The following is a 23,716-nucleotide window of genomic DNA, read 5'->3' on the forward strand; positions in this document are numbered from 1 at the left end:
GTTACCTTTGCAAAATGTTTCAACTAGGAAAAACCATCGTCTCGGAGGATATACTCGAAAAAGAATTTGTTTGTAATTTGTCTGCCTGCAAAGGGGCTTGTTGCGTCGATGGAGATGCAGGAGCTCCGTTGAGTTTGGCGGAAACAAAAATATTAGAAGAAATATACCCAAAAGTAAAGCCATTTTTAAGAAAGCAAGGCATTGAAGCTATTGAAGCGCAAGGAACTTGGGTAAATGGAACTGATGGAGATTTGGAAACACCACTCATAGACAACAAAGATTGCGCCTATGTGATTTTTGATGGAAAAACCGCTCTTTGCGGTATTGAGCAAGCCTACAATCAAGGAATTATCGATTGGAAAAAACCTGTTTCCTGTCATTTGTATCCAATACGCGTTAAAGATTTCACGGAGTTTGCCGCGGTCAATTATGACAAATGGGATATTTGTGATGCAGCTTGTTCATTAGGACAAGAACTAGAAGTTCCTGTATACAAATTTGTCAAAGAAGCCCTCATTCGTCGCTTTGGTGAAAACTGGTATATAGAACTTGAAAAAGTGGCCGACGACCTTAAAAAAGGATTGTAAAATCTAACAGTCTTTTAAGTATTTATTTTTTGAAATTCCTATATTTTACTGGTGTTTATGTCTTTTTAATGGGCTTATATCATTGATTATCAAATAAATAAATATTGTATGAAAAATATTCCCATTTTAATATATTGTTAAAAACTAGAGTCGATTGTGAATAAGTTTGGCTTTTAATAACCGCAATATTTCACAATCTTTGTAATTCGCTTTTCGCACCCATTTTCAATAAAATTTCAAAAAAAACAACTACAATCCAATGTCGCAAATTGAACCAATTTTACAAGAAAACAAGAATCGTTTCGTGATTTTTCCTATCAAACATCATGATATATGGGAATGGTATAAAATGATGGAAGCTAGTTTTTGGACCGCAGAAGAAATTGATTTATCTCAAGATTTGAATGATTGGAACAATAAATTGAATGATGATGAGCGTTACTTTATAAAACACATTCTTGCCTTTTTTGCAGCTTCAGATGGAATTGTAAATGAAAATTTAGCCGAGAATTTTGTGAATGAAGTGCAATATGCCGAAGCAAAATTTTTCTACGGTTTTCAAATCATGATGGAAAACATTCACAGCGAAACGTATTCCCTTTTGATTGATACATATGTAAAAGATGAGTCCGAAAAGTCGGATTTGTTTAATGCATTGGATGTTTTTCCAGCTATTAAAAAGAAAGCAGATTGGGCATTGAAATGGATTGAATCCGATTCTTTTGCAGAACGTTTGATTGCTTTTGCAGCAGTAGAAGGGATCTTCTTTTCAGGAGCATTTTGTTCTATTTATTGGTTGAAAAAAAGAGGCTTAATGCCAGGTTTAACATTTTCAAACGAGTTAATTTCTCGTGATGAAGGTGTTCACTGTGATTTTGCTGTGCATTTACACAATCATCATTTGATTAATAAAGTGCCAAAAGATAGAATCAGAAGCATAATTGTAGATGCTTTAAATATTGAAAGAGAATTTATAACTGAATCATTACCAGTAAGTTTGATTGGTATGAATGCAGTATTAATGACACAATACCTAGAGTTTGTTGCCGATAGATTATTGGTAGAATTGGGTTGTGATAGAGAATACAACGTTACCAATCCATTCGATTTTATGGATATGATTTCACTTCAAGGTAAAACTAATTTCTTCGAGAAAAAAGTGGCCGAATATCAAAAATCAGGAGTTAAAGTTACCGAGGGTGATTCTCAAAAAATTAGTTTCGACGCTGATTTTTAATATTCTGTTTTCCGTTTTAATGTTTTTATAACATTCAAAACAAAAATTTAAATAAATAATAAATACAATTAAGTTGTTTTCATAAGATTCCCCAAATCTGAAAACTAAGTTAATTCAAATCTGGATTTGTTTCAGGTTAAATGACGGCGTTTTGTTTCATTTCATTATATGCGATGAAACAAAATATCGAAATGGTTTATGGATTGACAAGGAGTAAAAAATGAATTATGAATTCCTACTATTCGTAAATCGCAATTCATTAATTAAAAAAAATTCGTAAAAGTATGTATGTAGTAAAAAGAGACGGCCACAAAGAACCTGTAATGTTTGACAAAATTACAGATAGAATAAAAAAATTATGTTACGGCTTGAACGAATTGGTTGATCCTGTAAAAGTGGCGATGCGTGTTATTGAAGGATTGTACGATGGCGTGTCTACATCAGAATTGGACAATCTTGCTGCCGAAACTGCAGCTTCAATGACGATTGCTCATCCCGATTATGCGCAATTGGCTGCGCGTATTGCAATATCAAATTTACATTCAAATACCAAGAAATCATTCTCGGAAACGATGAATGAAATGTTTCATTATATCAACCCAAGAACCAATCAGGAATCACCATTATTGGCAGAAGAGGTTCATAAAGTGATAATGGAAAACGCAGAATTCTTGGATTCACACATTATATACAATAGAGATTTCAATTACGATTATTTTGGTTTTAAAACCCTAGAACGTTCCTACTTGTTGAAAATAAACGGAAAAATCGTAGAGCGTCCGCAACACATGTTGATGCGTGTTTCTGTTGGTATACATTTAGACGATTTAAAATCGGTGATGGAGACTTATGACTTAATGTCTAAAAAGTTCTTTACGCATGCTACACCAACATTGTTCAATGCAGGTACTCCAAAACCACAAATGTCATCTTGTTTCCTTTTGGCCATGCAGGATGATAGTATTGATGGAATTTATGATACGTTGAAACAAACCGCGAAAATCTCTCAATCAGCTGGTGGAGTTGGGCTTTCTATACATAACGTTCGTGCTACAGGTTCTTACATTCGAGGTACAAACGGTACTTCAAACGGAATTGTTCCGATGTTGAGAGTGTTTAATGACACGGCTCGTTATGTAGATCAAGGTGGTGGAAAACGCAAAGGAAGTTTTGCTATTTATATTGAAACTTGGCATGCCGATATCTTTGATTTCTTGGATCTAAAAAAGAATACTGGAAAAGAAGAAATGCGTGCTAGAGATTTATTCTTTGCGATGTGGACTTCCGATTTGTTCATGAAACGCGTTCAAGAAGATACTACTTGGACTTTGATGTGTCCTAACGAATGTCCAGGTTTGTATGATGTATATGGCGATGAATTTGAAGCAATGTACATTGATTATGAAACTAGAGGAAAAGGTCGAAAAACCATCAAAGCACGTGAATTGTGGGAGAAAATCTTAGAATCTCAAATTGAGACTGGAACTCCTTATATGTTGTACAAAGATGCAGCGAACAGAAAATCAAATCAAAAAAATCTTGGTACGATTCGTTCTTCGAATTTGTGTACAGAGATTATGGAATACACTTCTGCAGATGAGGTGGCGGTTTGTAATTTGGCTTCTATTTCGTTGCCAATGTTCGTTGAAAACGGAAAATTCAATCACCAATTGCTTTTTGATGTAACCAAACGCGTTACTCGTAACCTGAATAAAGTAATCGACAGAAACTACTATCCTGTAAAAGAAGCCGAAAACTCCAACATGCGTCACAGACCAATTGGACTTGGAGTACAAGGACTAGCAGATGCATTCATTATGTTGCGTTTGCCTTTTACATGTGATGAAGCCAAAACATTAAACCAAGAAATATTCGAAACCCTTTACTTTGCTGCCTGTACCGCTTCGATGGAAATGGCAATTGAAGAAGGACCTTATTCTACTTTCAAAGGTTCTCCAATGTCAAACGGAGAATTCCAACACAATTTGTGGGGAATGAAAGACGAAGAATTATCAGGAAGATGGGACTGGGCCTCACTTAGAAAAGAAGTGGTGAAAAATGGAGTGCGTAACTCATTATTGGTTGCTCCAATGCCAACGGCTTCGACTTCTCAAATTTTGGGTAACAACGAAGCATTCGAACCGTATACTTCTAATATTTATACAAGACGTGTGTTGTCTGGTGAATTTATCGTGGTAAACAAACATTTATTGCACGATTTAGTGAGACTAGGGTTGTGGAATGACAACTTGAAACAAGAAATCATGCGCCACAATGGATCGGTTCAAAATATCGATGTGATTCCGCAAGACTTAAAAGAATTGTACAAAACTGTTTGGGAAATGTCCATGAAAGACATCATCGACATGTCCCGTCAAAGAGGGTATTTTGTAGATCAATCACAGTCATTGAACTTGTTTATGCAAGATGCCAATTATTCAAAACTGACTTCAATGCACTTCTACGCATGGCAATCTGGTTTGAAAACTGGAATGTATTACTTGAGAACCAAAGCAGCTGTTGATGCAATCAAGTTTACCTTAAACAACGACAAAAAGCAAGAAGAACTTCCGGTAACAGAAGCTATAGATGTTGAGGATTTCAAGGCGATGTTGCTAAAAGCACAAGCTGCAGGTCCAGAAGATTGTGAAATGTGTGGGTCTTAGTTAGAAAATAGAATATAGAGAAAAGAATAAAGATAAGCAGCTGTCGTAATGATGGCTGTTTTTTTTTAGGAGCTAATCCCGCTTTCCGTTGCAATCTTTTTATCTCGTCCCAAAAGACGAGATAAAAAGGATTTCCACTTCAATCGGGGCTAGGTATTGACGTTTTCATGAGTAAATATGTTTAAATTTGTGGTATTCAATTCTAATATAACGACTATGAAGATTCCTAAAGATGTAAAGAAAGAATTAGATATTAGAATAAAAAATTTAGAAGATGGAAAAACCAAGTTGTACACTTGGGAAGAGGTGAAAAGTCATTTAAAGTCTATTCAGAAGTAAAAAACCATTTTCTAAAAGAATCATTATTTAAAATCCAATCCCCTTGAGTTTATTATATTTTACAAACCGAAGTATTGTTCATCTTGAAGATGTGGTGTTCAACGAAGCTGTTTCCGCGCAAATCAATCAGTTTTTGAAGGAATACCAATTCAAAGAAGTTTTGGAGCAATACGAGCTCCCTGTAATTAATAAAATACTGTTGCACGGTAAAACTGGCTGTGGCAAAACTATGACCGCCAAAGCAATTGCCCGTAAACTCGACAAAAAACTTATCATTGTCAATCTCTCTAGAATTGTTTCTTCCAAATTGGGTGAAACTTCCAAGAATATTGAAGGATTGTTTAAAGAAGTGCAATACGAAAGTTCGGTTTTATTCTTCGATGAATTTGATTCCTTAGGCCAGATTCGGGATTACGACAACAAAGACAGTACTGAGATGAAACGGGTTGTCAACTCGATTATTCAATTGATAGATAATTTCCCCAATCGATCGGTATTAATCGCTGCCACCAATCAAATACAAATGATAGACGAAGCCTTAGTGCGCCGTTTTGAAATGCAATTGGAATTTACAGCTCCTTCCAACGAAGTTTTGGATAGCTATTATTCTAAGTTGCTCGCAAAATATCCTGTAGAATTTCAGAAATTGACTCGTATTTATGCTATTACTTTTGCGGAAGCGAAAAATCATTTAATCAAAGAAGTGAAAAATAATATCATTCAAGCAGAAATTGATAAGCAAAGAGAAAAACCCTAGTAAATTATTGAATCTACTAGGGTTTTTTAGTTTTGAACTATCAGTATTAAATGGAAGTTATATTCTCAACAGCAACCCGCATTTCTTTTGCGGCAGCAACCATTTCTATTAAAGCTTTTTTGGTTTCCTCCCAATGCCTTGTTTTTAAACCGCAATCAGGATTAACCCAAAGTTGATCAACAGGAATAACTGCCGAAGCTTTTTCTAATAATTTCAACATTTCGGTGCGGGAAGGTACGCGTGGCGAGTGAATGTCATAAACTCCGGGTCCAATCTCGTTTGGGTATTTAAAATCAGCAAAAACATCCAATAATTCCATTTGTGAACGCGAACATTCTATCGTGATTACATCGGCATCCATATCGGCAATATTTTGAATAATATCGTTGAACTCGCTGTAGCACATGTGCGTGTGAATTTGAGTATCGTCTTTTACACCACTGGCCGAAATTCGAAACGCTTTTATCGCCCAATCAAGGTAGCTTGCCCATTCTTCTTTGCGCAACGGCAATCCTTCACGAATGGCAGGTTCGTCAATTTGGATGATTTTGATTCCTGCTTTTTCCAAGTCGATTACTTCGTCACGAATCGCTAATGCAATCTGGGTACAGGTTTCAGAACGTGGTTGGTCGTTACGCACAAAGGACCATTGCAAGATAGTTACAGGGCCTGTTAACATTCCTTTTACCCATTTTGGGGTAAGCGATTGCGCAAATTTGGCCCATTTTACCGTCATTGGATTTGGGCGAGAAACATCACCATAAATCACAGGAGGTTTCACGCAACGGCTACCATAACTTTGAACCCAGCCGTTTTTGGTGAACGTAAATCCGTCCAATTGTTCGCCGAAATATTCCACCATATCGTTGCGTTCAAATTCTCCGTGAACCAAAACGTCGATTCCCGATTCTTCTTGAAAACGAATCGTTTCTTCGGTTTCTTTTTGAAGTAAATCATTGTATTGTTCTTGACTCAATTCCCCTTTTTTGAATTTGGCTCTCCAACTTCTTACTTCGGTGGTTTGTGGAAACGATCCAATGGTTGTCGTTGGAAACAAAGGAAGATTCAACACATCTATTTGCTTTTTTCTTCTTACGGCAAACGTATTCTGTCTTTTAGAATCATTTGCAGTGATGGAGGAGACACGGGTTTTTACAGCAGGATTGTGTATAAGTTTGGATGTTTTACGGTTTTCATTGGCAACCGTATTTTCAATGAAGCGTAAAGAAGTTTCAGCTTCTGTTTCGTTCAAAGCAAAAGATTTTAAAAGTGTTACCTCTTCAATTTTTTGTTTTGCAAAAGCCAACCATTGCTTGATCTCGGGAGTCAAAGTATTGTCATTGGTTTCTAAATCCAAATCGCATGGACTGTGAATAAGCGAACAAGACGGAGCAATCATAATTCTGTCTTTGCCCAGAGCAGCAGTTGCTTTTTTGATAAGGTCTAATGATTTTTTGAAGTCATTTTTCCAAATATTCCTTCCGTCAACAACCCCAAGCGAAAGCGACGTGTCTTTGGATAAAAGTTTAGACTCTAAAATATCATCCAATTGTGAGGAACAACGTACCAAATCAAGATGTAAAGTGTGTACGGGCAAAGCCAAAATAGTATCTAGATTTTCTCCAAAACAGTCAAAATAATTGGCTAAAATTATTTTTAAAGAAGGGAATTTTTTGTTGATTTCATTGTAAACGTGGGTAATGGCTTTCTGTTCTCTGTCTGTCAAGTTCAACGCCAAGAAAGGTTCGTCAAGCTGAATCCATTCCGCACCTTCTTTTTCTAAAGCAGTAAGAATGTCAAAATAAACAGGTAATAATTTATCGATAAGGTCAATTCTATGAAAACCTTCTTCTTTTTCTTTTCCGAGTAATAAATAAGAAACTGGTCCAATAAGTACTGGTTTTGTAATGATTCCTAGTTTTTTGGCTTCAATAAATTCAGCGACTATTTTGGTCGAAAACAATTCGAATTTTTGATTTTTTGTAAATTCGGGTACAATATAATGGTAGTTGGTGTCAAACCATTTGGTCATTTCCATGGCTACAACATCTTGCCCTTCTTTTTGTGCTCCTCTTGCCATAGCAAAATACAAATCCAGTGAATTGTTTGTCCGAGCAAATTCTTGATAACGCTCTGGAACGGCACCAAATGTTAGAGTCAAATCCAATACTTGGTCGTATAGTGAAAAGTCATTAGACGGAATTAAATCAATGCCTTTGTCGGCTTGCAATTGCCAATTTTGTTTTCTAATGGTAGAAGCTACGGCTAATAAATCTTCAGCCGTTATTTTGTTTGCCCAGTATAATTCGTTGGCTTTTTTTAATTCTCTGTTGCTACCAATTCGTGGGTAACCTAAATTGTTTGATTTCATTTTGTTTCAGTATTTATTACTGCACAAAGTTATTGTATTGGTGAATTAAACTTAGATTAGTGATTTAATTAAGTGAAATGATGTGTATTGTTTTATTTTTTCAGTAATTTGTTCTGAATATAATTTTATAATTGAATTCTAACAGTAAAAAAAACTATGGAAAATATTGATACTATTGATTTGCAAATCTTGAAACACCTGCAGGAGAACTCCAATATCAACACAAAAGAGCTGGCCAGTAAATTATTCCTTACGGTGACTCCCGTTTATGAGCGTATCAAACGATTGGAACGCGATGGTTACATAATGAAATATGTAGCTTTATTGGACAAGAAAAAATTGAATCTGGGGATGACGGTTTTTTGTAATGTACGTCTCAAAGAACACGCCAAAAATGTGGGAAGCAATTTTGTGAAAGACATTGTTGCACTTCCGGAAATCATTGAATGCTACAACATTGCAGGAGATTATGATTTTATGTTGAAAATCTTAGTCGAAGACATGCCGAGTTATCAGGATTTTGTGATGAACAAACTTTCTACAATTGAGAATATCGGTAATACCCAAAGTGTTTTTGTTATGGGTGAAATCAAGCATAGTACTGCATTGGCTATTTGATGAATCAAAATTATTTTATAAAATAATGAATTTACGAGATATTTATTAACTGAGGGTAATCATAAAAATAAAATGTATTTTTGGTTCTTTTAAATCTAAAATCATAATTCGTTAATCTACAATCAGGAACTACAATGAACTGGGAACAATTACTATCATTAAAACGACAAGGAGATACAGGCAAAAGATTACGAATCGAGCAAGACGAAACCCGTTTGGGCTTTGAAGTCGATTATGACCGAATTATATTCTCCTCCGCTTTTAGAAGTTTGCAGGACAAAACACAAGTGATTCCGCTTTCCAAAACCGATTTTGTGCACACTCGTTTGACACACAGTTTGGAAGTTTCGGTTGTTGGTCGTTCTTTGGGAAGATTGGTTGGAAAAAAAATATTGGAGAAATATCCTTATTTGAAGGAAGTTCACGGTTATCAAATGAATGATTTTGGAGCGATTGTAGCCGCCGCATCTTTGGCACACGATATTGGGAATCCTCCTTTTGGGCACTCTGGTGAAAAAGCTATTGGGGAATATTTCTCAATAGGAGAAGGGTTGAAATACAAAGAGCAATTGGTTGCAAAAGAATGGCAAGATTTAGTTGATTTTGAAGGAAATGCAAATGGATTTTCTGTTTTAAACAGTTCAAGGCCAGGTGTCGAAGGCGGTATCAGACTTTCCTATGCCACTTTGGGTGCTTTTATGAAATACCCTAAAGAGAGTTTACCCAAAAAGCCAACACTAAATATAGCCGACAAGAAATATGGTTTTTTTCAAACTGATAAAACTTTCTTTCAGGAAGTAGCTTCAGATATGGGAATGATTGCCAATAAAACTGGAAGCGATATTGGATATGAAAGACATCCGTTGGCTTATTTAGTAGAAGCTGCCGATGACATTTGTTACACCATAATTGATTTTGAAGATGGAATCAATTTAGGTTTAGTATCCGAAGATTTTGCTTTAGAATATTTAATCAAATTGGTGAAAGATAGCATTGATACTTCAAAATACAAAACTTTAGAAACCAAAGAAGATAGAATTAGTTATTTACGCGCACTGGCTATCGGTAGTTTAATCAATGATGCTGTTAAAGTTTTTGTCGAAAACGAAGAGGTAATTTTGAAAGGAAAATTTCCTTTTGCCTTAACGGATAAAAGTAAGTACAAAGCCCAAATGGACGATATTATAAAAATTAGTGTTAAAAATATTTATCAAAGCCGCGAAGTGGTAGAAAAGGAAATTGTAGGTTATCAAATTATACAAACGTTATTGGATAAATTCATCACTGCTTTTAATAATAAATTTGAGGGAAAAATGTCAAATTATGACAGTCTTATTCTGAAAATGTTGCCTGAGAAGCATCATTTAGAAAAAGAAAACCTTTACGAAAGACTGCTTCATATTTGTCATTTTGTTTCTATGCTTACAGATGGGAATGCTTTATTGTTTTATAAGACAATAACAGCTGTAAAAAGTTAAATAAATAAGAAAAGCAAATGCCCCTAAAAGTAGAAACTTTTTAGGGGTGTTTTTTAGGCTCTTTTTTTTGCTTAAAAAGTATATTCAAGTCCAATTCCCAACACTTGTTTTAATTGTACTTTGGCACCTTCATTGGTTTTAACACCATTTACTTCTTTAAAGACATCTATATCTTCATCATAAATTAAATTTAAACCAACATTCGCTTTTACATATTGATTGACTTTTAAATCGGCCAAAAATGACCAATCAACATCAATGTTGCCAAAATTATGAACATAATCTGTAAATAAAATGAGCCGATTTTTAAGTGTAATGTTGGTGAAAATTTCTCGTTCGATATAAGAATTGACAAGAATACCCAGTTCTGTTTTCGATCGTTTTCCTTTAGTAATCAAATTTCCGAGTGTATCATATTCTGCTTTCCTCACACCATAAGCACCTGTGTTGGCTAGATTTTGATCCAGAACCAAAGTGCTTTTCAAAGTTAATGGAGACAAATACAAATTGAATTTTTCAGGTTTATAAATGTACTCTGAACCAATACCTAAAAAGGTATAAGCAGGTGCAAAAGGTTTTGATATTGGATTTTCGGTATTTGGATAATTATATCCATTTGAAAATTGGGTGTTGAAGTTAAATTTTGCCGAATGGTACCAATTTGACAAAGTGTCTTTTCGGTATCCATAAGTTGAATTGATTCTTAAAACATCATCAGTTTTTCTGAGTTCTACTCCTTGTTGTTTGTTTAGCCCATACCTAAAGATAAGTTCATTCGACCAAACTTGATTCTCGTCTTTGAAATCTCTTTTTAATTGCCCGTGAATTAAGCCCGTTATAGCGCTAGTTCCCCCGGCACTCCAGTTGACAAAAGCAATCTCAGAAATGTCTATTCCTAAAATATTTTTGTTTGTCCAATTTGAAATGGTATCTGGCTTAGTGGTTATTATAGTAGTGATGAGTTGGTCGTTCTTTTTTATAGAAGTTGTGTCTGTTAAGCTTGTAATTATTTTTACTTGAGCGAAACTACTAACTGAAAATAATATTAAAAAAAGAAAAGTTTTGGTTAAAAAAGGCATAGTAGGTTGTGGTATTTTTAGGATGCAAAATAATTAATTTCAATAACTTGAGAAAATTATTTCTAAACAATCAACGGAAATTTTGCAATATTGTTGTAATTCATAAACAGAACCCTGCTCAATAAACTCATCTGGAATTCCTAAAGTTTTTATTTTAGTGTTATTATAATGCTGAGTCGATGCAAATTCAAGTATGGCGCTTCCAAAACCTCCTTTGACAGCTCCATCTTCTATTGTTATTATATTTTCGAATCTAGTAAAAATAGTGTGTAATTCGTTTTCATCCAATGGTTTGATGAAAGCAAAGTCATAATGGGCTATATGTTCTGGATTTTGAATTCTTGCAATTGCCATAGCGACATTATTTCCAATTGTACCTGCAGACAGTACAGCTACTTTTGTGCCGGTTTTAAGTTGTTTTGCTTTGCCAATCTCAATTTTAGTATAGGTTCCAAAATATGATTTTGCCCAATCTTTAATTTCTGCTCTTCCACGAGGGTATCTAATGGCAATTGGATGATCAAGGCCCAATTGGGCAGTATATAAAATGTTTTGCAATTCAATTTCATTCAATGGTGCGTAAACAATCATATTCGGAATGCAACGCAAATACGCCAAATCAAAAACTCCATGATGAGTAGCTCCATCTTCACCAACCAATCCGGCTCGATCCAAACAAAAAACCACGGGCAAATTTTGCAAAGCTACATCATGTATCACTTGGTCATAAGCACGTTGCAAAAAAGTAGAATAAATATTGCAATACACAACCATTCCTTGTGTCGCCATTCCAGCGGCCAAGGTTACGGCATGCTGCTCTGCAATACCAACGTCAAAAGCACGTTTAGGAAAAGCATCCATCATAAATTTCAACGAACTTCCTGAGGGCATTGCCGGAGTGATTCCAACTATCTTTTCGTTTTTTTTGGCCAAATCCAAAAGGGTTAAACCAAAAACATCTTGGTATTTTGGCGGTAAATTTTCTTCAAACTTTGGCGTGATTTCACCAGTAATGGCGTCAAATTTTCCTGGGGCATGATATTTTACCTGATCTTCTTCTGCTTGTAGCAATCCTTTACCTTTGGTTGTAATTAGGTGGAGAAACTTAGGGCCTTTTATTTTATGCAAACGCTTTAATTCTTTTACAACTGCAAAAATATCATTGCCATCAATTGGTCCCGAATAATCGAAATTCAGTGACCGAATCATATTGTTCTGTCTCGGGTTTTTTCCTTCTTTTACGGAAGTAAGATATTTTTTGAGCGCGCCTACACTCGGATCAATTCCGATGGCATTATCGTTGAGAATCACCAACAAATTAGCATCCGTTACTCCAGCGTGATTCAAACCTTCAAATGCCATTCCTGAAGCAATTGATGCATCGCCAATTACGGCAATGTGCTGTTTTTCGAAATCGCCTTTTAAATTGGACGCAATTGCCATTCCAAGCGCAGCCGAAATAGAAGTAGAGGAGTGTCCTACACCAAAAGTATCATAAATGCTTTCGCTTCTTTTTGGAAAACCAGAAATACCTCCCAATTGTCGATTGGTATGAAAAACAGTTCTCCTTTCGGTCAAAATTTTATGTCCGTAGGCTTGATGTCCCACATCCCAAACCAATAAATCATCTGGTGTATTGAAGACATAATGCAAAGCAATCGTAAGATCCACTACTCCAAGACTGGCGCCAAGATGCCCTTCTTTGGTGGCAACAATATTGATGATAAAATCACGTAATTCTTGTGCCAATTGCGGAAGTTGCGCTTCGTCAAGCTGGCGTAAATCAATCGGGGAATAAATGTGTTCGAGTAAGTTGCTTTTCATTATCGTTTAAAAAGCGAATTTACGGTTTTATGTTTAAATTAATCATTTTCGTATTTGGTAATTCGTTTAATCTCTAAAGTGTCAATTTTAGGAATAATTTTGGTTCTAAAGAACGATTTTTTTGTAGTATCTGATTTGATTGTAATGGATATTTCAAATTTACAATTTCTTCTTTTTCCATTTTCTTCACCAGGAAACCATTTTTTAGTATTGCTTAATACTCTAATAAGTTCTTCTTTTGTGTCAAATCCTAGGTCTTTTGTAACGCTTATGGAATCTAATACGCCATCTTTTTCTATTAAAAAAGAAGCTGTTAGAATGCCTTTTGTGTTTTTTGATTTTTCTGAAAATCGGTAATTTTCTTTGATGTACTTTTTAAAAGAAGCTATTCCTCCAATGTATTCTGGATATCCACTAATTCCACGGAAATGACAAATTATTGTACCGTCTTCATCATTATTATTACTTGCAGTTTCATTAATGATTATGTCTTTGTTTTGAGGCGTTTTTTTAAAAGAATTTTTTTTTGTTTGTGGTTGAGGTTTGACAAATTTTACTTGGTCGATTTTTGTTGGAGGAGGAGGTGGAATATTTAAAGTATCATATGCATCGTATTTGGCTTCTCCAATCATAATTCTATGAGTTTCCAGCTTAGGTTTGTTTACTATTTCAATTTTATCAATCTTTTGTTTGCTTCCGTTTTTATCGGCACAACTAAATAAAGTAGTTCCCATTGCTATAAACAAAGCCAATAAAAATATTTTGTGATAGTTTGTTTGTGAATATAAAACTCGATTAGGAATTTGAATAGTCAATGAATCCAATTGGTAATTTTTAAATCGTCCGCAAATGTTGCTATGCTGTTGAAAATAGTATTGAATATCAACAGGAAGCGTATTAGTAAAATCAACTACGTTTTTGGTACAGCTTTCGCAAAAACGACCATTGTCATTGGGAGTCATTTTATTCCAATCTTCTTGACAAGGTTCGGGAATCGTGATTTTATATTTTCTTTCCATATAATGCATTTCTGAGTATAAAACTAACGAAAATTACTTCAAAATCGTACTTTTGTTATATGGAAAACATTTTCACAGACGAGTATTTTATGAAAAAAGCTTTGCAGGAAGCTGAAATGGCTTTTGATAAAGGCGAAATACCTGTAGGAGCCGTTATAGTGGTTAATGACACCGTCATTGCCCGATCCCATAATTTGACTGAGTTGCTTAATGATGTTACCGCCCACGCCGAAATGCAAGCTATTACCGCGGCTGCCAATTTTCTTGGTGGGAAATATTTAATAGGTTGCACGCTTTACGTTACGCTGGAGCCTTGTCAGATGTGTGCGGGCGCTTTGTATTGGAGCCAGATTACTAAAGTTGTGTACGGCGCTAGTGATGATCATCGTGGCTTTGTAAAAATGGGAACCCAATTGCATCCCAAAACTGTTGTCGTTCGTGGTGTTATGGCCAATGAAGCTTCGGAATTGATGAAACGGTTTTTTGCTGAGAGAAGGAAATAGTCTTGAAAACGTAAACCCCTAGCCCAGATTGTAGTGAAAATCCTTATGTGCCGGTGTTCGGCATATAAGATTGCAACGAATAGCTGGATTAGCTCCTAAAATAAAAGTCACAAAAAAACCGCCAATCTCACGAAAGGCGGTTTCTAATTTATTCTTTAATAACATTACCTTTTTTGTCAAAGAAATGATATTCCAAATACGTGTAAGCGTCACGTGGTATGATTTTAACCCATTTTTTGTGCTCAAAAAACCATTTTGATCGCAATGATGGAAACCCTTTACTGAGGTAAGCAGCCACAAACGGGTGTACATTAAGTACTACTTTGTTGTGGGTTTTTAAAACTCTTTCTAGATCGGAAGCTATTCTATCAATGATTAAAATTGGCGCTTCAATTTCGCCATTTTCATTGTTTGGATCTTCTTCTCTTGTTTTTATATTCACTTCTGGTCTTACGCGTTGTCTGGTAATTTGGACTAGCCCAAATTTACTCGGTGGTAAGATCTTGTGTTTTGCTTTATCGTCGCTCATTTCTTCTCTTAAGAAGTCGAACAAAACTTTACGATTTTCGGGATTAGACATGTCGATAAAATCTACGACTATGATTCCGCCCATATCGCGAAGACGCAATTGTCTTGCTATTTCGGCAGCTGCAATCATATTGACTTCCATGGCTGTATCCTCTTGGTTGGTAGCTTTGTTAGAACGGTTTCCGCTGTTCACGTCAATTACGTGTAGAGCTTCTGTGTGTTCTATTATAAGATAAGCCCCTTTACTCATGGAAACTGTTTTTCCAAATGAAGTTTTGATTTGTCTCTCTATATTGTATTTCTCAAAAATAGGTGTATCGTTTGATTGATAAAACTTTACAATTGATTGTTTGGATGGTGCAATTTCTTGCAGGTAATCCTTTGTTTGGTTGTACAACTCTTCATCATCAATCTGAATACCGCTGAAGGTATCATTAAATACATCTCTTAATATTGAAGAAGCTCTATTAAGCTCTCCTAATACCTTGGACGGATGATGAGCAGTTGGTAATTTTTTACACATTGCATTCCATCTGCTTAGCAGGTTCTGCAAATCTTTTTCTAATTCTACTGTACTTTTGCCTTCGGCTACTGTGCGAACAATAACACCGAATCCTTTTGGTTTAACTGATTGTACAAGACGTTTCAAGCGTTCCTTTTCTTTTTTGTCTTCTATTTTTTGTGAAATAGAAACGCGGTCAGAAAACGGAACCAAAACAATAAATCTTCCGGCTAGAGAAAGCTCAGCGCTTATTCTTGGTCCTTTGGTAGATATTGGTTCTTTGACAACTTGTACCAAAACAGATTGATTGGCACTTATTACATCTGTAATAGTACCATCTTTATCTATTTCTTTTTCAAACTGAAAGGTTTTAAGGGAGAAATCTTTTATTTTACCTGCGCTTACAAGTTTTATGAATTTCAATTGAGAAGCTAAGTTAGGACCTAAATCGTGATAATGTAAAAAGGCATCTTTTTCGTAGCCAACATTTACAAAAGCAGCATTAAGTCCAGCAACAGGTTTTCTTATTTTGGCAATAAATATATCACCAACTTGAAAGTTGCTTTTCTCTTCTTCTTTGTGTAATTCAATTAGTTTTCCATCTTTTAATAAGGCAAAATCTACGAAATCAGAACTAGATCGAATGATTAATTCTTTATTCATTTGTAAATTTTTATCCGCATTTTAAGTTAAGGGTTAAGTGTTAAATGTTAAACGTTCTAGAACATTTAACTTCTAACGTCTAACTCATAACCTGCAACACAGATGGATTAAACAATAATTTAACAGGTATTGTACCCGGGGAAAAGAAGATTGATAGAGAAAAGAGAATAGACTTTCTGCGTCTATGTTCTATTTTCTTTTCTCTAACATCTTTTTTCGATTTCAATGAACTTAAAAAAGAAAAAAGTAGTTTAAAACTACTTTTTCTTTTTGTGACGGTTAGCTCTCGCTCTTTTTTTACGTTTGTGCGTCGCTACCTTATGTCTCTTTCTTTTTTTACCACTTGGCATATCTTATAGATTTTATGATTAATTAATAGTGTTATTTTGCTTCGTTGTTAATCTTTACTCCTTCTACAAATACTTTCGCTGGTTTAAAAGCTGGTATGTTGTGAGCAGGAATTTTAATTGTGGTATTTTTCGAGATATTTCTTCCTGTTTTCTCAGCTCTTGTTTTAACGATAAAACTTCCAAAACCTCTTAAATAAACGTTGTCACCAGTTTCAAGTGAATTTTTCACTTCGTTCATAAAAGTTTCTACGGTTGCTTGCACATCCCCTTTTTCAAGACCTAATTTTTCTGAAATTTTTGCTACGATATCTGCTTTCGTCATTTTCTTTCCTTTTTATTATGTTGTAATAATTTTTTTGAGTTTGCAAATATATGAATTTAAAAAACAATAAATCAACCTAATTCGTTAAATTTTAATTACATAAACAATTACTTTTGTTTTCAAATATTTAACAATGAAATTTTCTAACACACTAGTTAAGTGGTACTTACAAAAAAAACGCGATTTACCTTGGCGAAAAACAACTGATCCTTACCCAATTTGGCTCTCCGAAATTATGTTGCAACAAACAAGAGTTGCTCAAGGAACCCCTTATTTTTTGTCTTTTATGACCGCCTTTCCGACCGTTTTTGATTTAGCAAACGCCAATGAAGAAAAAGTCTTAAAACTATGGCAAGGACTAGGATATTATTCCCGTGCCAGAAATTTGCACAAAACAGCTCAAACTGTTGCTTACGAAATGGGAGGGGTTTTTCCTAACAATTACAACGAATTGCTCAAATTGAAAGGAATTGGAGAATACACCGCCGCCGCAATTGCTTCTTTCTCGTATAATGAATGCGTTCCTGTGGTTGATGGTAATGTGTTCCGAGTACTTTCGCGCTATTTTGATGTAGAAACCGATATTGCGCAAGCTTCAGCCAAAAAAGAATACGCTGCCTTAGCTTTTGAGCTGATGCCTAAAGACAACCCTGCCCAGTTCAATCAAGCCATAATGGAGTTTGGCGCGTTGCAATGTGTTCCCAAAAATCCCAATTGTTCTGTTTGTGTTTTTAACAACAGTTGTGCTGCGCTACAAAAAAAGAAAGTCGACCAATTGCCTGTAAAATCCAAGAAAACCAAAGTCCGAAACCGTTACTTTAATTATATTGTAGCCGAAGACAATTTAGGTTACACCATCGTACAGAAACGAACCGCAAAAGGAATCTGGCATAATCTATATGAATTCCCATTAATAGAAACTGAAAAAGTCGAAGATTTTGACATAGTAGCACAACAAATTCAGCAACACTTTTTTCAGGATAATGAAATTTTGAGTTTGTTGGAATATAATGTAGAAAGTATCATTCATAAACTTTCGCATCAGCACTTGCATATAAAGTTTTGGAAAGTGAGGCTAAAGGAAACAATCGAAAATGGAATTGACCTTGAAACCGCCAAAACATTTCCGTTTCCAATCGTAATTCATAATTTTATGGAAAAGGAATTGTAAAATGAGTTGGGGGTGACCCTATAAAACAGTGGGGCCAATTTGTAGAACTGCTCATTCGGCCCCATTGTTTTACAGCGTCGGGCTATTGCTGTTACTTCGGTAACTTAGCGCTATCCCTCACCCAAAATCAGAAAACGAGAGATTTTGTGTTTGTAACGCGCTTTATTTTCAAATCGCTTTATACTTATATGAACTTAATTTTCTTATAAGTTTCAAATTCTATTTTTGGTTGTTTCAGTGCAGTTCAGCAATGTTAAAAATAAACTAAACTCTTTTGATTCCTAAGTAGGATATTTCTATCTTTCGAACCTAAAAAATTCGCTTTGAAAAAACTCGTCCTTCTATTAAGCCTGAATCTTGGTTTGCTATCTTTTGCGCAAACCAATTCATTTATTATACCAACAAATGTAGTTTTGCCAAAAGACTCTTTGGTTGCCAAACAATTGGTGAAATCTTTAAATGGTTTTTTGAGCCAAAAAGAAAACTCCAACAAAGAAAATACTTTTGTTTTAAGAGAAGATCTATTGGAAACTTCAATTCTTTTGGACGAAATGAAAGGAATCGAAAAAAGCGGGAAATTCAAAGACAATAATTTTTACAAAGGCTATTTGACCAATGTGGTTCAAATTGACTTAAGCAATTTTATAATTCAGTTTTCTTACATAGGAGTAAGTGAAAATACCCCGATTTTGACCGCTAGCTTTGAAATTCTTGCCAAATACAAGGATGATAAGTTTTATTTTTTGTCTCCATTGCAACGCAACACCCTTTCTTGGCAAACCAAAAAAATAGGAAATACCACTTTTCATTATAAAAAAGAATTGAATACTAAAGTTGCTTCAGACTATGTAAAAGACATCGCTTTTTTTGATAAAAAACTAGACGCGCCTCAGGGTAATATTGTTTGGTATGGTTGTAATGATATGCCAGAAGTCATGCAAAATATTGGCGTTCTGTACAAATTAGAATATAATGGAAGGTCTGTTGGTACAATTAATGCCAATGAAAACAATACTGCTTTATTGGTCAATGGAACATACAATACCAATTTCAATGGTTTTGACCCGCACGATTTATGGCACGAAAGAGCAAGAAATGCCATTGCGCCAAATAGCATAAACAAGCCAGTTGACGAAGGCTGTGCTTACCTTTACGGAGGAAGTTGGGGAATAAGTTGGTCGCAAATCTTGAAAACCTTCAAAGACAAAGTAGCTTCCAATCCCAAATCTGATTGGTTGAGTCTGTATGATGGGTTTTATAATTTTGGCGAAAGCAAAGAAAAACATTTAATTGTGAGTTATTTAATCAATGCATTAATCGTTGAAAAAATCGAAAAAGAAAAAGGTTTTTCCGCGGTAAAAGAATTGCTAAGTTGTGGCAAATATGAGAAAGGAAATGAGAATTATTTCAAAGTATTAGAAAAATTAACGGGAATCAACAAATCCAATTTTAATGAAAACGTTTGGAATTTGATTAAAAAGAGTGGTAAATAAATAGAGTACTAGGGACACGCATGAATTTTTCACCGCAGATTCGCAAATTTCAAAATAAAACATGGCTTTTAGTAGAATTAGCGCAAATTAGTTCATATAAATTGTGCTATTTGGCTTTTCTAAAAATAAATCAGCGAATCTGCGGTTATTTTTAAATAGATGCGTTTGCATAGAAAAGAGTATTTTAGACTGAAATCAGTTTTCAAAAAATAATGTACCTTTGGTAGAAATACCACCAAATTATGAATGGAACATTAAATAAAGTGATGCTAATAGGTTATCTGGGCGATGATGTCAAAATGCATTATTTTGATGGAGGAAACTGCATCGGGAGATTTCAATTGGCTACTAATGAGGTTTATGTTAATAAAACGACCAACGAAAAAATTACTTCTACCGAGTGGCACAATTTGGTTGTACGCAACAAAGCTGCCGAAATTTGCGAAAAATACCTCTCGAAAGGTGATAAGATTTATGTAGAAGGGCGTATCAAATCCAGACAATGGCAAGCCGAAGATGGTTCTACCAAGCATACAATGGAAATTCAAGTTACAGAGTTTACTTTTTTGACCACCAAAAAAGAAACAGAAAGCAATAAAACTGCAAATAGTGTTGAATCCACAAAAAACACTAACTTTGACCCTCAAAATAAAGACTTGCCAATCAATGATTTGCCGTTTTAATTGTCTAACTAATTTATTATAATTTGGACCCAGAGCCCAGTTTACAGATTACCTACCTTATAGACACTGATTTAGTCTTTGGTTTTGTTGGAATAGTCATATTACTTTTTTGTTCGGCAATAGTGTCAGGTGCCGAAGTAGCACTTTTTTCATTATCTCAAAAAGAAATTGATGAAACCATACAAGACAATGTTTCAAAAGGGACAATCATTTCTCAGCTTATTAAAAAACCCAAAAAACTTCTAGGCACTTTACTAGTTGCTAATAATTTCATTAATATTGGTGTTGTAATTTTGTTTTCATTTGTTGGAAATGATTTATTTTCTGCCATAACGACTCCTGTATTAAAATTTAGTCTTGAAGTTATTTTGGTTACTTTTTTGTTATTGCTTTTTGGAGAAGTTTTGCCAAAAGTGTACGCCAGTAGAAACAATGTGAAGTTTGCCAAATTGATAGCCTATCCTATTTCAGGATTAGACAAAATATTGTCTCCGGTAAGCTTGCCTATGAGGGCTGCAACTTTGTTTTTGCAAAATAAATTAGGCAAGCAAAAAACAAATTTCTCCGTAGACCAATTATCACAAGCTCTTGGACTGACAGATACAGACGAAACTTCGACCGAAGAACAAAAAATATTAGAGGGAATTGTATCGTTTGGAAATACCGATACCAGACAGGTGATGAGTCCTAGAATTGATGTGTTTGCTTTGGAAATCACAGAAACATTTGAAGAGATTTACCCCAAAATAATTGAAAAAGGATTTTCTCGAATACCTGTATATCGGGACAATATAGACCAAATAGAAGGTGTTTTGTTTGTAAAAGATTTATTGCCCTTTATCAATGACATAGCTTTTGACTGGAAGACTTTGATTCGCGTTCCGTTTTTTGTACCAGAAAATAAGAAACTTGACAACCTTCTCAAAGACTTTCAAAATATGAAAAGTCATTTGGCTATTGTTGTAGATGAATATGGAGGAACATCAGGATTGGTATCTTTAGAAGATGTAATCGAAGAAATCGTTGGAGATATTAGTGATGAATTTGATGATGAGCCTTTAAATTATTCAAAAATTGACGATAAAAATTATATTTTTGAAGGCAAAATAAATCTCAAAGATTTCTACAGAATCATTGATGTTGATGAAGATTTATTTGAATATCAAAAAGGGGAAGCTGAAACTTTGGCTGGATTTATTCTTGAAATTTTGGGTGATTTTCCCAAAAAAGGGCACAAAATAGTTTTTGAAAACTGTACGTTTATCATCGAATCTGTAGACCAGAAAAGGATTAAACAAATTAAATTAACGATTGAATAATTACAAGATGCTTAAAAAAACATTATTTATATTTATATTTTTCACCTTCTTATTTCTAGTTTTTGGATGTAAGAATGATGTATTGCCTAAACCTGCAAGTTATTTGCGCTTGGATTACCCAGAGGCAGAATATGTTGGGTATAAAAGTAAATGTCCTTTTGATTTCGAAATGAATTCAAAAGCAATTATCAAGGAAGATAAAGATTGCGGATTTTCGATTACGTATCCCAAAATGAAAGCGACTATCTACCTTACTTATAAACCAGTAAATAATAATATCAACAAATTACTCAAAGACGCTCAAAAATTGACTTATGAGCACGTTATCAAAGCGGATGATATATTGGAACAGCCTTTTTTAAACCCTGATAAAAAAGTATATGGTATGTTTTATCAAGTAGATGGAAATGCGGCTACCAATTCCCAATTTTATGCCACAGATAGTGTTAAGCATTTTGTAACAGGTTCGGTTTATTTTTATGCAAAACCAAATTTTGATTCCATTATGCCAGCAGCAAGTTATATCAAAAATGATATGCAACGGTTAATGGAAACCTTGAAGTGGAAGTAAAATTTAGTTCCATTTTTCTGTTTGAAATAAAAAAAGCATTCGCCATCGACGAATGCTTTTTTTTATAGAAAATTAGTCGGTTTACGACTTCATATCTGAAACCTTGTATGTTTTTCCGTCTCCAGTAGCTTGAACAACTTTGCTTAAGCTTTCTGGATTTTGAATGGTTTTGTCAAAAGTTACAGTGGCTAGTTTATTGTCAAAATCTACTTTGGCAGTTTGCACTCCGTCTAGTGCAGTTAATTCTTCTTGAATAGTTTTGGCACATCCAATGGCGCATGTCATTCCTTCTATTTTGAAACTTGCTGTTTGCAAATTAGCTGCGGCAATCTCTTTTTTAACTTTTGGAGCAGCAGTTTCTGATGATGCAGTTTTGCTGCTTTCTTCAGCTTTATTGTCTTTACAACTTGTAAAAAGTAAAACAGAAAGCGCAATAATTGCTATTGATTTTGTGAATTTCATTATGGTGCGATTATAAATATTATTTTTTTAATAGAATGCAAAATTAATAAAAAAACAATCTGTAATTCCTAAAATTATTACATTTTTGCACTAAAATACAGTATGCGATGATAAAGCAATTGAAGTGGGTTTATTTGTTGGTTCTTTCTTTAATTTGGGGAAGTTCATTTATATTAATCAAAAAAGGATTAGTGGGATTAACTGCTTTTCAGTTGGGTTCTTTACGCATTATTTTTGCAGCCCTTTTTTTGCTTCTTATCGGATTTAAGAGTTTGCTTAAAATTCCAAGACATCAATGGAAATACATTGCTTTAACTTCGATATTTGGGACATTTGTTCCTGCTTATTTGTTTGCCATTGCCGAAACGCAAATTGATAGTTCAATTACGGCAATTCTTAATTCATTGACACCATTGAGTACTTTGATATTGGGGGCTGTTTTTTTTGGAATCACTTTTAGAAGAAGTCAGATTTGGGGTGTTTTTATTGGGCTTTTGGGTAGTTTGCTTTTGGTTTTTAATGGGGCGGTTCATCATCCGGAACAAAATTATTATTACTCCATTTTGGTGATTGTTGCGTCTTTGTGTTATGCTCTAAATGTCAATTTGCTTAAAAAATATCTGTCGGATTTGACACCTTTGAGTATCACAACAGGAAATTTTTTGATATTGCTTTTTCCAGCTTTGGGAATTTTGTTTTTCACTGATTTTTTTAATGTAGTTCAGGTTGAAAAAGTACAACATTCTTTATTGTTTATTCTTGTACTTGGTGTGGTTGGAACCGGTATTGCCAATATTATTTTCTTTAAGCTGATTCAAATTTCATCACCTGTTTTTGCAACATCGGTAACGTATTTAATTCCAGTAGTTGCTTTCTTTTGGGGGATGTTGGATCATGAAATGTTAACTCCTGTTCAGGGTATCGGTGCTTTTGTGATTTTAATTGGCGTTTATTTGTCTGCTAAGAAATAGTTTAAAAATTGGTCTTGAATACCGTAAAGCCGTGTGAGGGATAGCGCCAAGTTACCGAAGTAACGGCAATAGCCCGACAGCATTAAGCAAAGAGGGCGAATAAGCGGTATAATAAGTTGCCCCCTTTGCTTAATGGTGGCACACCCCAATTATTTCACAAAAAAAAGACTGCCGATTAAGACAGTCTTTAGTAATTAAAACGT

Annotated in this window: 21 protein-coding genes; 14 read left to right on the plus strand and 7 right to left on the minus strand. The window is 34.6% G+C overall.

Annotated features, from left to right (window positions below; translation table 11 throughout):
- Positions 1 to 14 precede the first annotated feature (14 nt).
- From AC8GF4_RS17295 to AC8GF4_RS17315, 5 genes are all read left to right on the plus strand, one after another.
- Entirely contained in the window at positions 15 to 587 is a 573-nt protein-coding gene (locus AC8GF4_RS17295; protein ID WP_506596487.1) for a DUF3109 family protein, read from the plus strand.
- Positions 588 to 846: 259 nt separating this feature from the next.
- Complete coding sequence (locus tag AC8GF4_RS17300; RefSeq protein WP_506596489.1) at positions 847 to 1,824, plus strand: ribonucleotide-diphosphate reductase subunit beta; 978 nt, start codon at positions 847 to 849, stop codon at positions 1,822 to 1,824.
- A gap of 284 nt (positions 1,825 to 2,108) precedes the next feature.
- Complete coding sequence (locus AC8GF4_RS17305; RefSeq protein ID WP_506596491.1) at positions 2,109 to 4,490, plus strand: ribonucleoside-diphosphate reductase subunit alpha; 2,382 nt, start codon at positions 2,109 to 2,111, stop codon at positions 4,488 to 4,490.
- Positions 4,491 to 4,706: 216 nt separating this feature from the next.
- Positions 4,707 to 4,829: an addiction module protein gene (locus AC8GF4_RS17310; protein ID WP_506596493.1), complete on the plus strand. Its 123-nt coding sequence runs from the start codon at positions 4,707 to 4,709 to the stop codon at positions 4,827 to 4,829.
- Positions 4,830 to 4,872: 43 nt separating this feature from the next.
- Positions 4,873 to 5,586, plus strand: a complete 714-nt coding sequence (locus tag AC8GF4_RS17315; RefSeq protein WP_506596495.1) for an AAA family ATPase — start codon at positions 4,873 to 4,875, stop codon at positions 5,584 to 5,586.
- A 46-nt stretch (positions 5,587 to 5,632) separates the two neighbouring features.
- Here the strand turns inward: AC8GF4_RS17315 and metE are convergent, their stop codons facing one another.
- Positions 5,633 to 7,957 carry a 5-methyltetrahydropteroyltriglutamate--homocysteine S-methyltransferase gene (gene metE / locus AC8GF4_RS17320; RefSeq protein WP_506596496.1) on the minus strand — a complete coding sequence of 775 codons (2,325 nt, stop codon included), beginning with the start codon at positions 7,955 to 7,957 and terminating at the stop codon, positions 5,633 to 5,635.
- Between the two features lie 156 nt (positions 7,958 to 8,113).
- Here metE and AC8GF4_RS17325 point away from each other — a divergent pair, with 156 nt between their 5' ends.
- Positions 8,114 to 8,575 carry an Lrp/AsnC family transcriptional regulator gene (locus tag AC8GF4_RS17325; RefSeq protein ID WP_506596497.1) on the plus strand — a complete coding sequence of 154 codons (462 nt, stop codon included), beginning with the start codon at positions 8,114 to 8,116 and terminating at the stop codon, positions 8,573 to 8,575.
- Between the two features lie 134 nt (positions 8,576 to 8,709).
- Complete coding sequence (gene dgt, locus AC8GF4_RS17330) at positions 8,710 to 10,053, plus strand: dGTP triphosphohydrolase (RefSeq protein WP_506596499.1); 1,344 nt, start codon at positions 8,710 to 8,712, stop codon at positions 10,051 to 10,053.
- 71 nt (positions 10,054 to 10,124) lie between these two features.
- On the opposite strand, the gene AC8GF4_RS17335 is transcribed toward dgt, so the two are convergent.
- The 3 genes from AC8GF4_RS17335 to AC8GF4_RS17345 are packed head-to-tail and all read right to left on the minus strand — an operon-like array spanning position 10,125 to position 13,975.
- Positions 10,125 to 11,132 carry a DUF3078 domain-containing protein gene (locus AC8GF4_RS17335; protein ID WP_506596500.1) on the minus strand — a complete coding sequence of 336 codons (1,008 nt, stop codon included), beginning with the start codon at positions 11,130 to 11,132 and terminating at the stop codon, positions 10,125 to 10,127.
- A 39-nt stretch (positions 11,133 to 11,171) separates the two neighbouring features.
- Complete coding sequence (locus tag AC8GF4_RS17340; RefSeq protein WP_506596502.1) at positions 11,172 to 12,956, minus strand: 1-deoxy-D-xylulose-5-phosphate synthase; 1,785 nt, start codon at positions 12,954 to 12,956, stop codon at positions 11,172 to 11,174.
- A gap of 38 nt (positions 12,957 to 12,994) precedes the next feature.
- Positions 12,995 to 13,975, minus strand: coding sequence for an energy transducer TonB (locus AC8GF4_RS17345; RefSeq protein ID WP_506596503.1), 981 nt, complete (start codon positions 13,973 to 13,975; stop codon positions 12,995 to 12,997).
- A 59-nt stretch (positions 13,976 to 14,034) separates the two neighbouring features.
- Between AC8GF4_RS17345 and AC8GF4_RS17350 the strand changes: the two genes are divergently transcribed.
- A complete protein-coding gene (locus AC8GF4_RS17350; RefSeq protein ID WP_506596505.1) occupies positions 14,035 to 14,478 on the plus strand; it encodes a nucleoside deaminase in 444 nt (147 codons plus the stop codon).
- 148 nt (positions 14,479 to 14,626) lie between these two features.
- Here the strand turns inward: AC8GF4_RS17350 and AC8GF4_RS17355 are convergent, their stop codons facing one another.
- Both AC8GF4_RS17355 and AC8GF4_RS17360 read right to left on the minus strand, forming a co-directional pair.
- A complete protein-coding gene (locus tag AC8GF4_RS17355; protein ID WP_506596507.1) occupies positions 14,627 to 16,171 on the minus strand; it encodes an Rne/Rng family ribonuclease in 1,545 nt (514 codons plus the stop codon).
- Positions 16,172 to 16,552: 381 nt separating this feature from the next.
- The gene (locus AC8GF4_RS17360) at positions 16,553 to 16,843 is read right to left on the minus strand and encodes an HU family DNA-binding protein (protein ID WP_016989051.1); all 291 of its coding nucleotides are present in this window, start codon (positions 16,841 to 16,843) and stop codon (positions 16,553 to 16,555) included.
- Between the two features lie 133 nt (positions 16,844 to 16,976).
- On the opposite strand from AC8GF4_RS17360, the gene mutY reads away from it, so the two are divergent.
- The 5 genes from mutY (at position 16,977) to gldD (ending at position 22,080) form a co-directional block, all read left to right on the plus strand.
- On the plus strand, positions 16,977 to 18,014 hold the full coding sequence (gene mutY / locus AC8GF4_RS17365) for an A/G-specific adenine glycosylase (RefSeq protein ID WP_506596510.1): 1,038 nt from the start codon (positions 16,977 to 16,979) through the stop codon (positions 18,012 to 18,014).
- Between the two features lie 323 nt (positions 18,015 to 18,337).
- Positions 18,338 to 19,507, plus strand: a complete 1,170-nt coding sequence (locus AC8GF4_RS17370; RefSeq protein WP_506596512.1) for a hypothetical protein — start codon at positions 18,338 to 18,340, stop codon at positions 19,505 to 19,507.
- Between the two features lie 242 nt (positions 19,508 to 19,749).
- Positions 19,750 to 20,190 carry a single-stranded DNA-binding protein gene (locus AC8GF4_RS17375; RefSeq protein WP_506596514.1) on the plus strand — a complete coding sequence of 147 codons (441 nt, stop codon included), beginning with the start codon at positions 19,750 to 19,752 and terminating at the stop codon, positions 20,188 to 20,190.
- Between the two features lie 23 nt (positions 20,191 to 20,213).
- Positions 20,214 to 21,509, plus strand: coding sequence for a gliding motility-associated protein GldE (locus AC8GF4_RS17380; RefSeq protein WP_506596516.1), 1,296 nt, complete (start codon positions 20,214 to 20,216; stop codon positions 21,507 to 21,509).
- A 7-nt stretch (positions 21,510 to 21,516) separates the two neighbouring features.
- A complete protein-coding gene (gene gldD, locus AC8GF4_RS17385) occupies positions 21,517 to 22,080 on the plus strand; it encodes a gliding motility lipoprotein GldD (RefSeq protein WP_506596518.1) in 564 nt (187 codons plus the stop codon).
- A gap of 81 nt (positions 22,081 to 22,161) precedes the next feature.
- Here the strand turns inward: gldD and AC8GF4_RS17390 are convergent, their stop codons facing one another.
- Positions 22,162 to 22,542 (minus strand): heavy-metal-associated domain-containing protein, encoded by a 381-nt coding sequence (locus AC8GF4_RS17390; RefSeq protein ID WP_506596520.1) that lies wholly within the window; start codon positions 22,540 to 22,542, stop codon positions 22,162 to 22,164.
- Between the two features lie 107 nt (positions 22,543 to 22,649).
- Here AC8GF4_RS17390 and AC8GF4_RS17395 point away from each other — a divergent pair, with 107 nt between their 5' ends.
- Complete coding sequence (locus AC8GF4_RS17395) at positions 22,650 to 23,513, plus strand: DMT family transporter (protein WP_506596522.1); 864 nt, start codon at positions 22,650 to 22,652, stop codon at positions 23,511 to 23,513.
- Positions 23,514 to 23,716 lie beyond the last annotated feature (203 nt).

The organism is Flavobacterium rarum (SeqCode), assembly GCF_965234445.1.
GTDB lineage: Bacteria > Bacteroidota > Bacteroidia > Flavobacteriales > Flavobacteriaceae > Flavobacterium > Flavobacterium rarum.

Bases quoted from the DNA above. Each gene is read 5' to 3' on its own strand.
- mutY (WP_506596510.1), top strand. From the start codon at position 16,977: ATGAAATTTTCTAACACACTAGTTAAGTGGTACTTACAAAAAAAACGC.
- AC8GF4_RS17350 (WP_506596505.1), top strand. From the start codon at position 14,035: ATGGAAAACATTTTCACAGACGAGTATTTTATGAAAAAAGCTTTGCAG.
- gldD (WP_506596518.1), top strand. From the start codon at position 21,517: ATGCTTAAAAAAACATTATTTATATTTATATTTTTCACCTTCTTATTT.
- AC8GF4_RS17390 (WP_506596520.1), bottom strand. From the start codon at position 22,542: ATGAAATTCACAAAATCAATAGCAATTATTGCGCTTTCTGTTTTACTT.
- AC8GF4_RS17340 (WP_506596502.1), bottom strand. From the start codon at position 12,956: ATGAAAAGCAACTTACTCGAACACATTTATTCCCCGATTGATTTACGC.
- AC8GF4_RS17345 (WP_506596503.1), bottom strand. From the start codon at position 13,975: ATGGAAAGAAAATATAAAATCACGATTCCCGAACCTTGTCAAGAAGAT.
- AC8GF4_RS17300 (WP_506596489.1), top strand. From the start codon at position 847: ATGTCGCAAATTGAACCAATTTTACAAGAAAACAAGAATCGTTTCGTG.
- AC8GF4_RS17325 (WP_506596497.1), top strand. From the start codon at position 8,114: ATGGAAAATATTGATACTATTGATTTGCAAATCTTGAAACACCTGCAG.
- AC8GF4_RS17305 (WP_506596491.1), top strand. From the start codon at position 2,109: ATGTATGTAGTAAAAAGAGACGGCCACAAAGAACCTGTAATGTTTGAC.
- AC8GF4_RS17335 (WP_506596500.1), bottom strand. From the start codon at position 11,132: ATGCCTTTTTTAACCAAAACTTTTCTTTTTTTAATATTATTTTCAGTT.
- AC8GF4_RS17355 (WP_506596507.1), bottom strand. From the start codon at position 16,171: ATGAATAAAGAATTAATCATTCGATCTAGTTCTGATTTCGTAGATTTT.
- AC8GF4_RS17395 (WP_506596522.1), top strand. From the start codon at position 22,650: ATGATAAAGCAATTGAAGTGGGTTTATTTGTTGGTTCTTTCTTTAATT.
- AC8GF4_RS17360 (WP_016989051.1), bottom strand. From the start codon at position 16,843: ATGACGAAAGCAGATATCGTAGCAAAAATTTCAGAAAAATTAGGTCTT.
- AC8GF4_RS17295 (WP_506596487.1), top strand. From the start codon at position 15: ATGTTTCAACTAGGAAAAACCATCGTCTCGGAGGATATACTCGAAAAA.
- AC8GF4_RS17310 (WP_506596493.1), top strand. From the start codon at position 4,707: ATGAAGATTCCTAAAGATGTAAAGAAAGAATTAGATATTAGAATAAAA.
- dgt (WP_506596499.1), top strand. From the start codon at position 8,710: ATGAACTGGGAACAATTACTATCATTAAAACGACAAGGAGATACAGGC.
- AC8GF4_RS17375 (WP_506596514.1), top strand. From the start codon at position 19,750: ATGAATGGAACATTAAATAAAGTGATGCTAATAGGTTATCTGGGCGAT.
- metE (WP_506596496.1), bottom strand. From the start codon at position 7,957: ATGAAATCAAACAATTTAGGTTACCCACGAATTGGTAGCAACAGAGAA.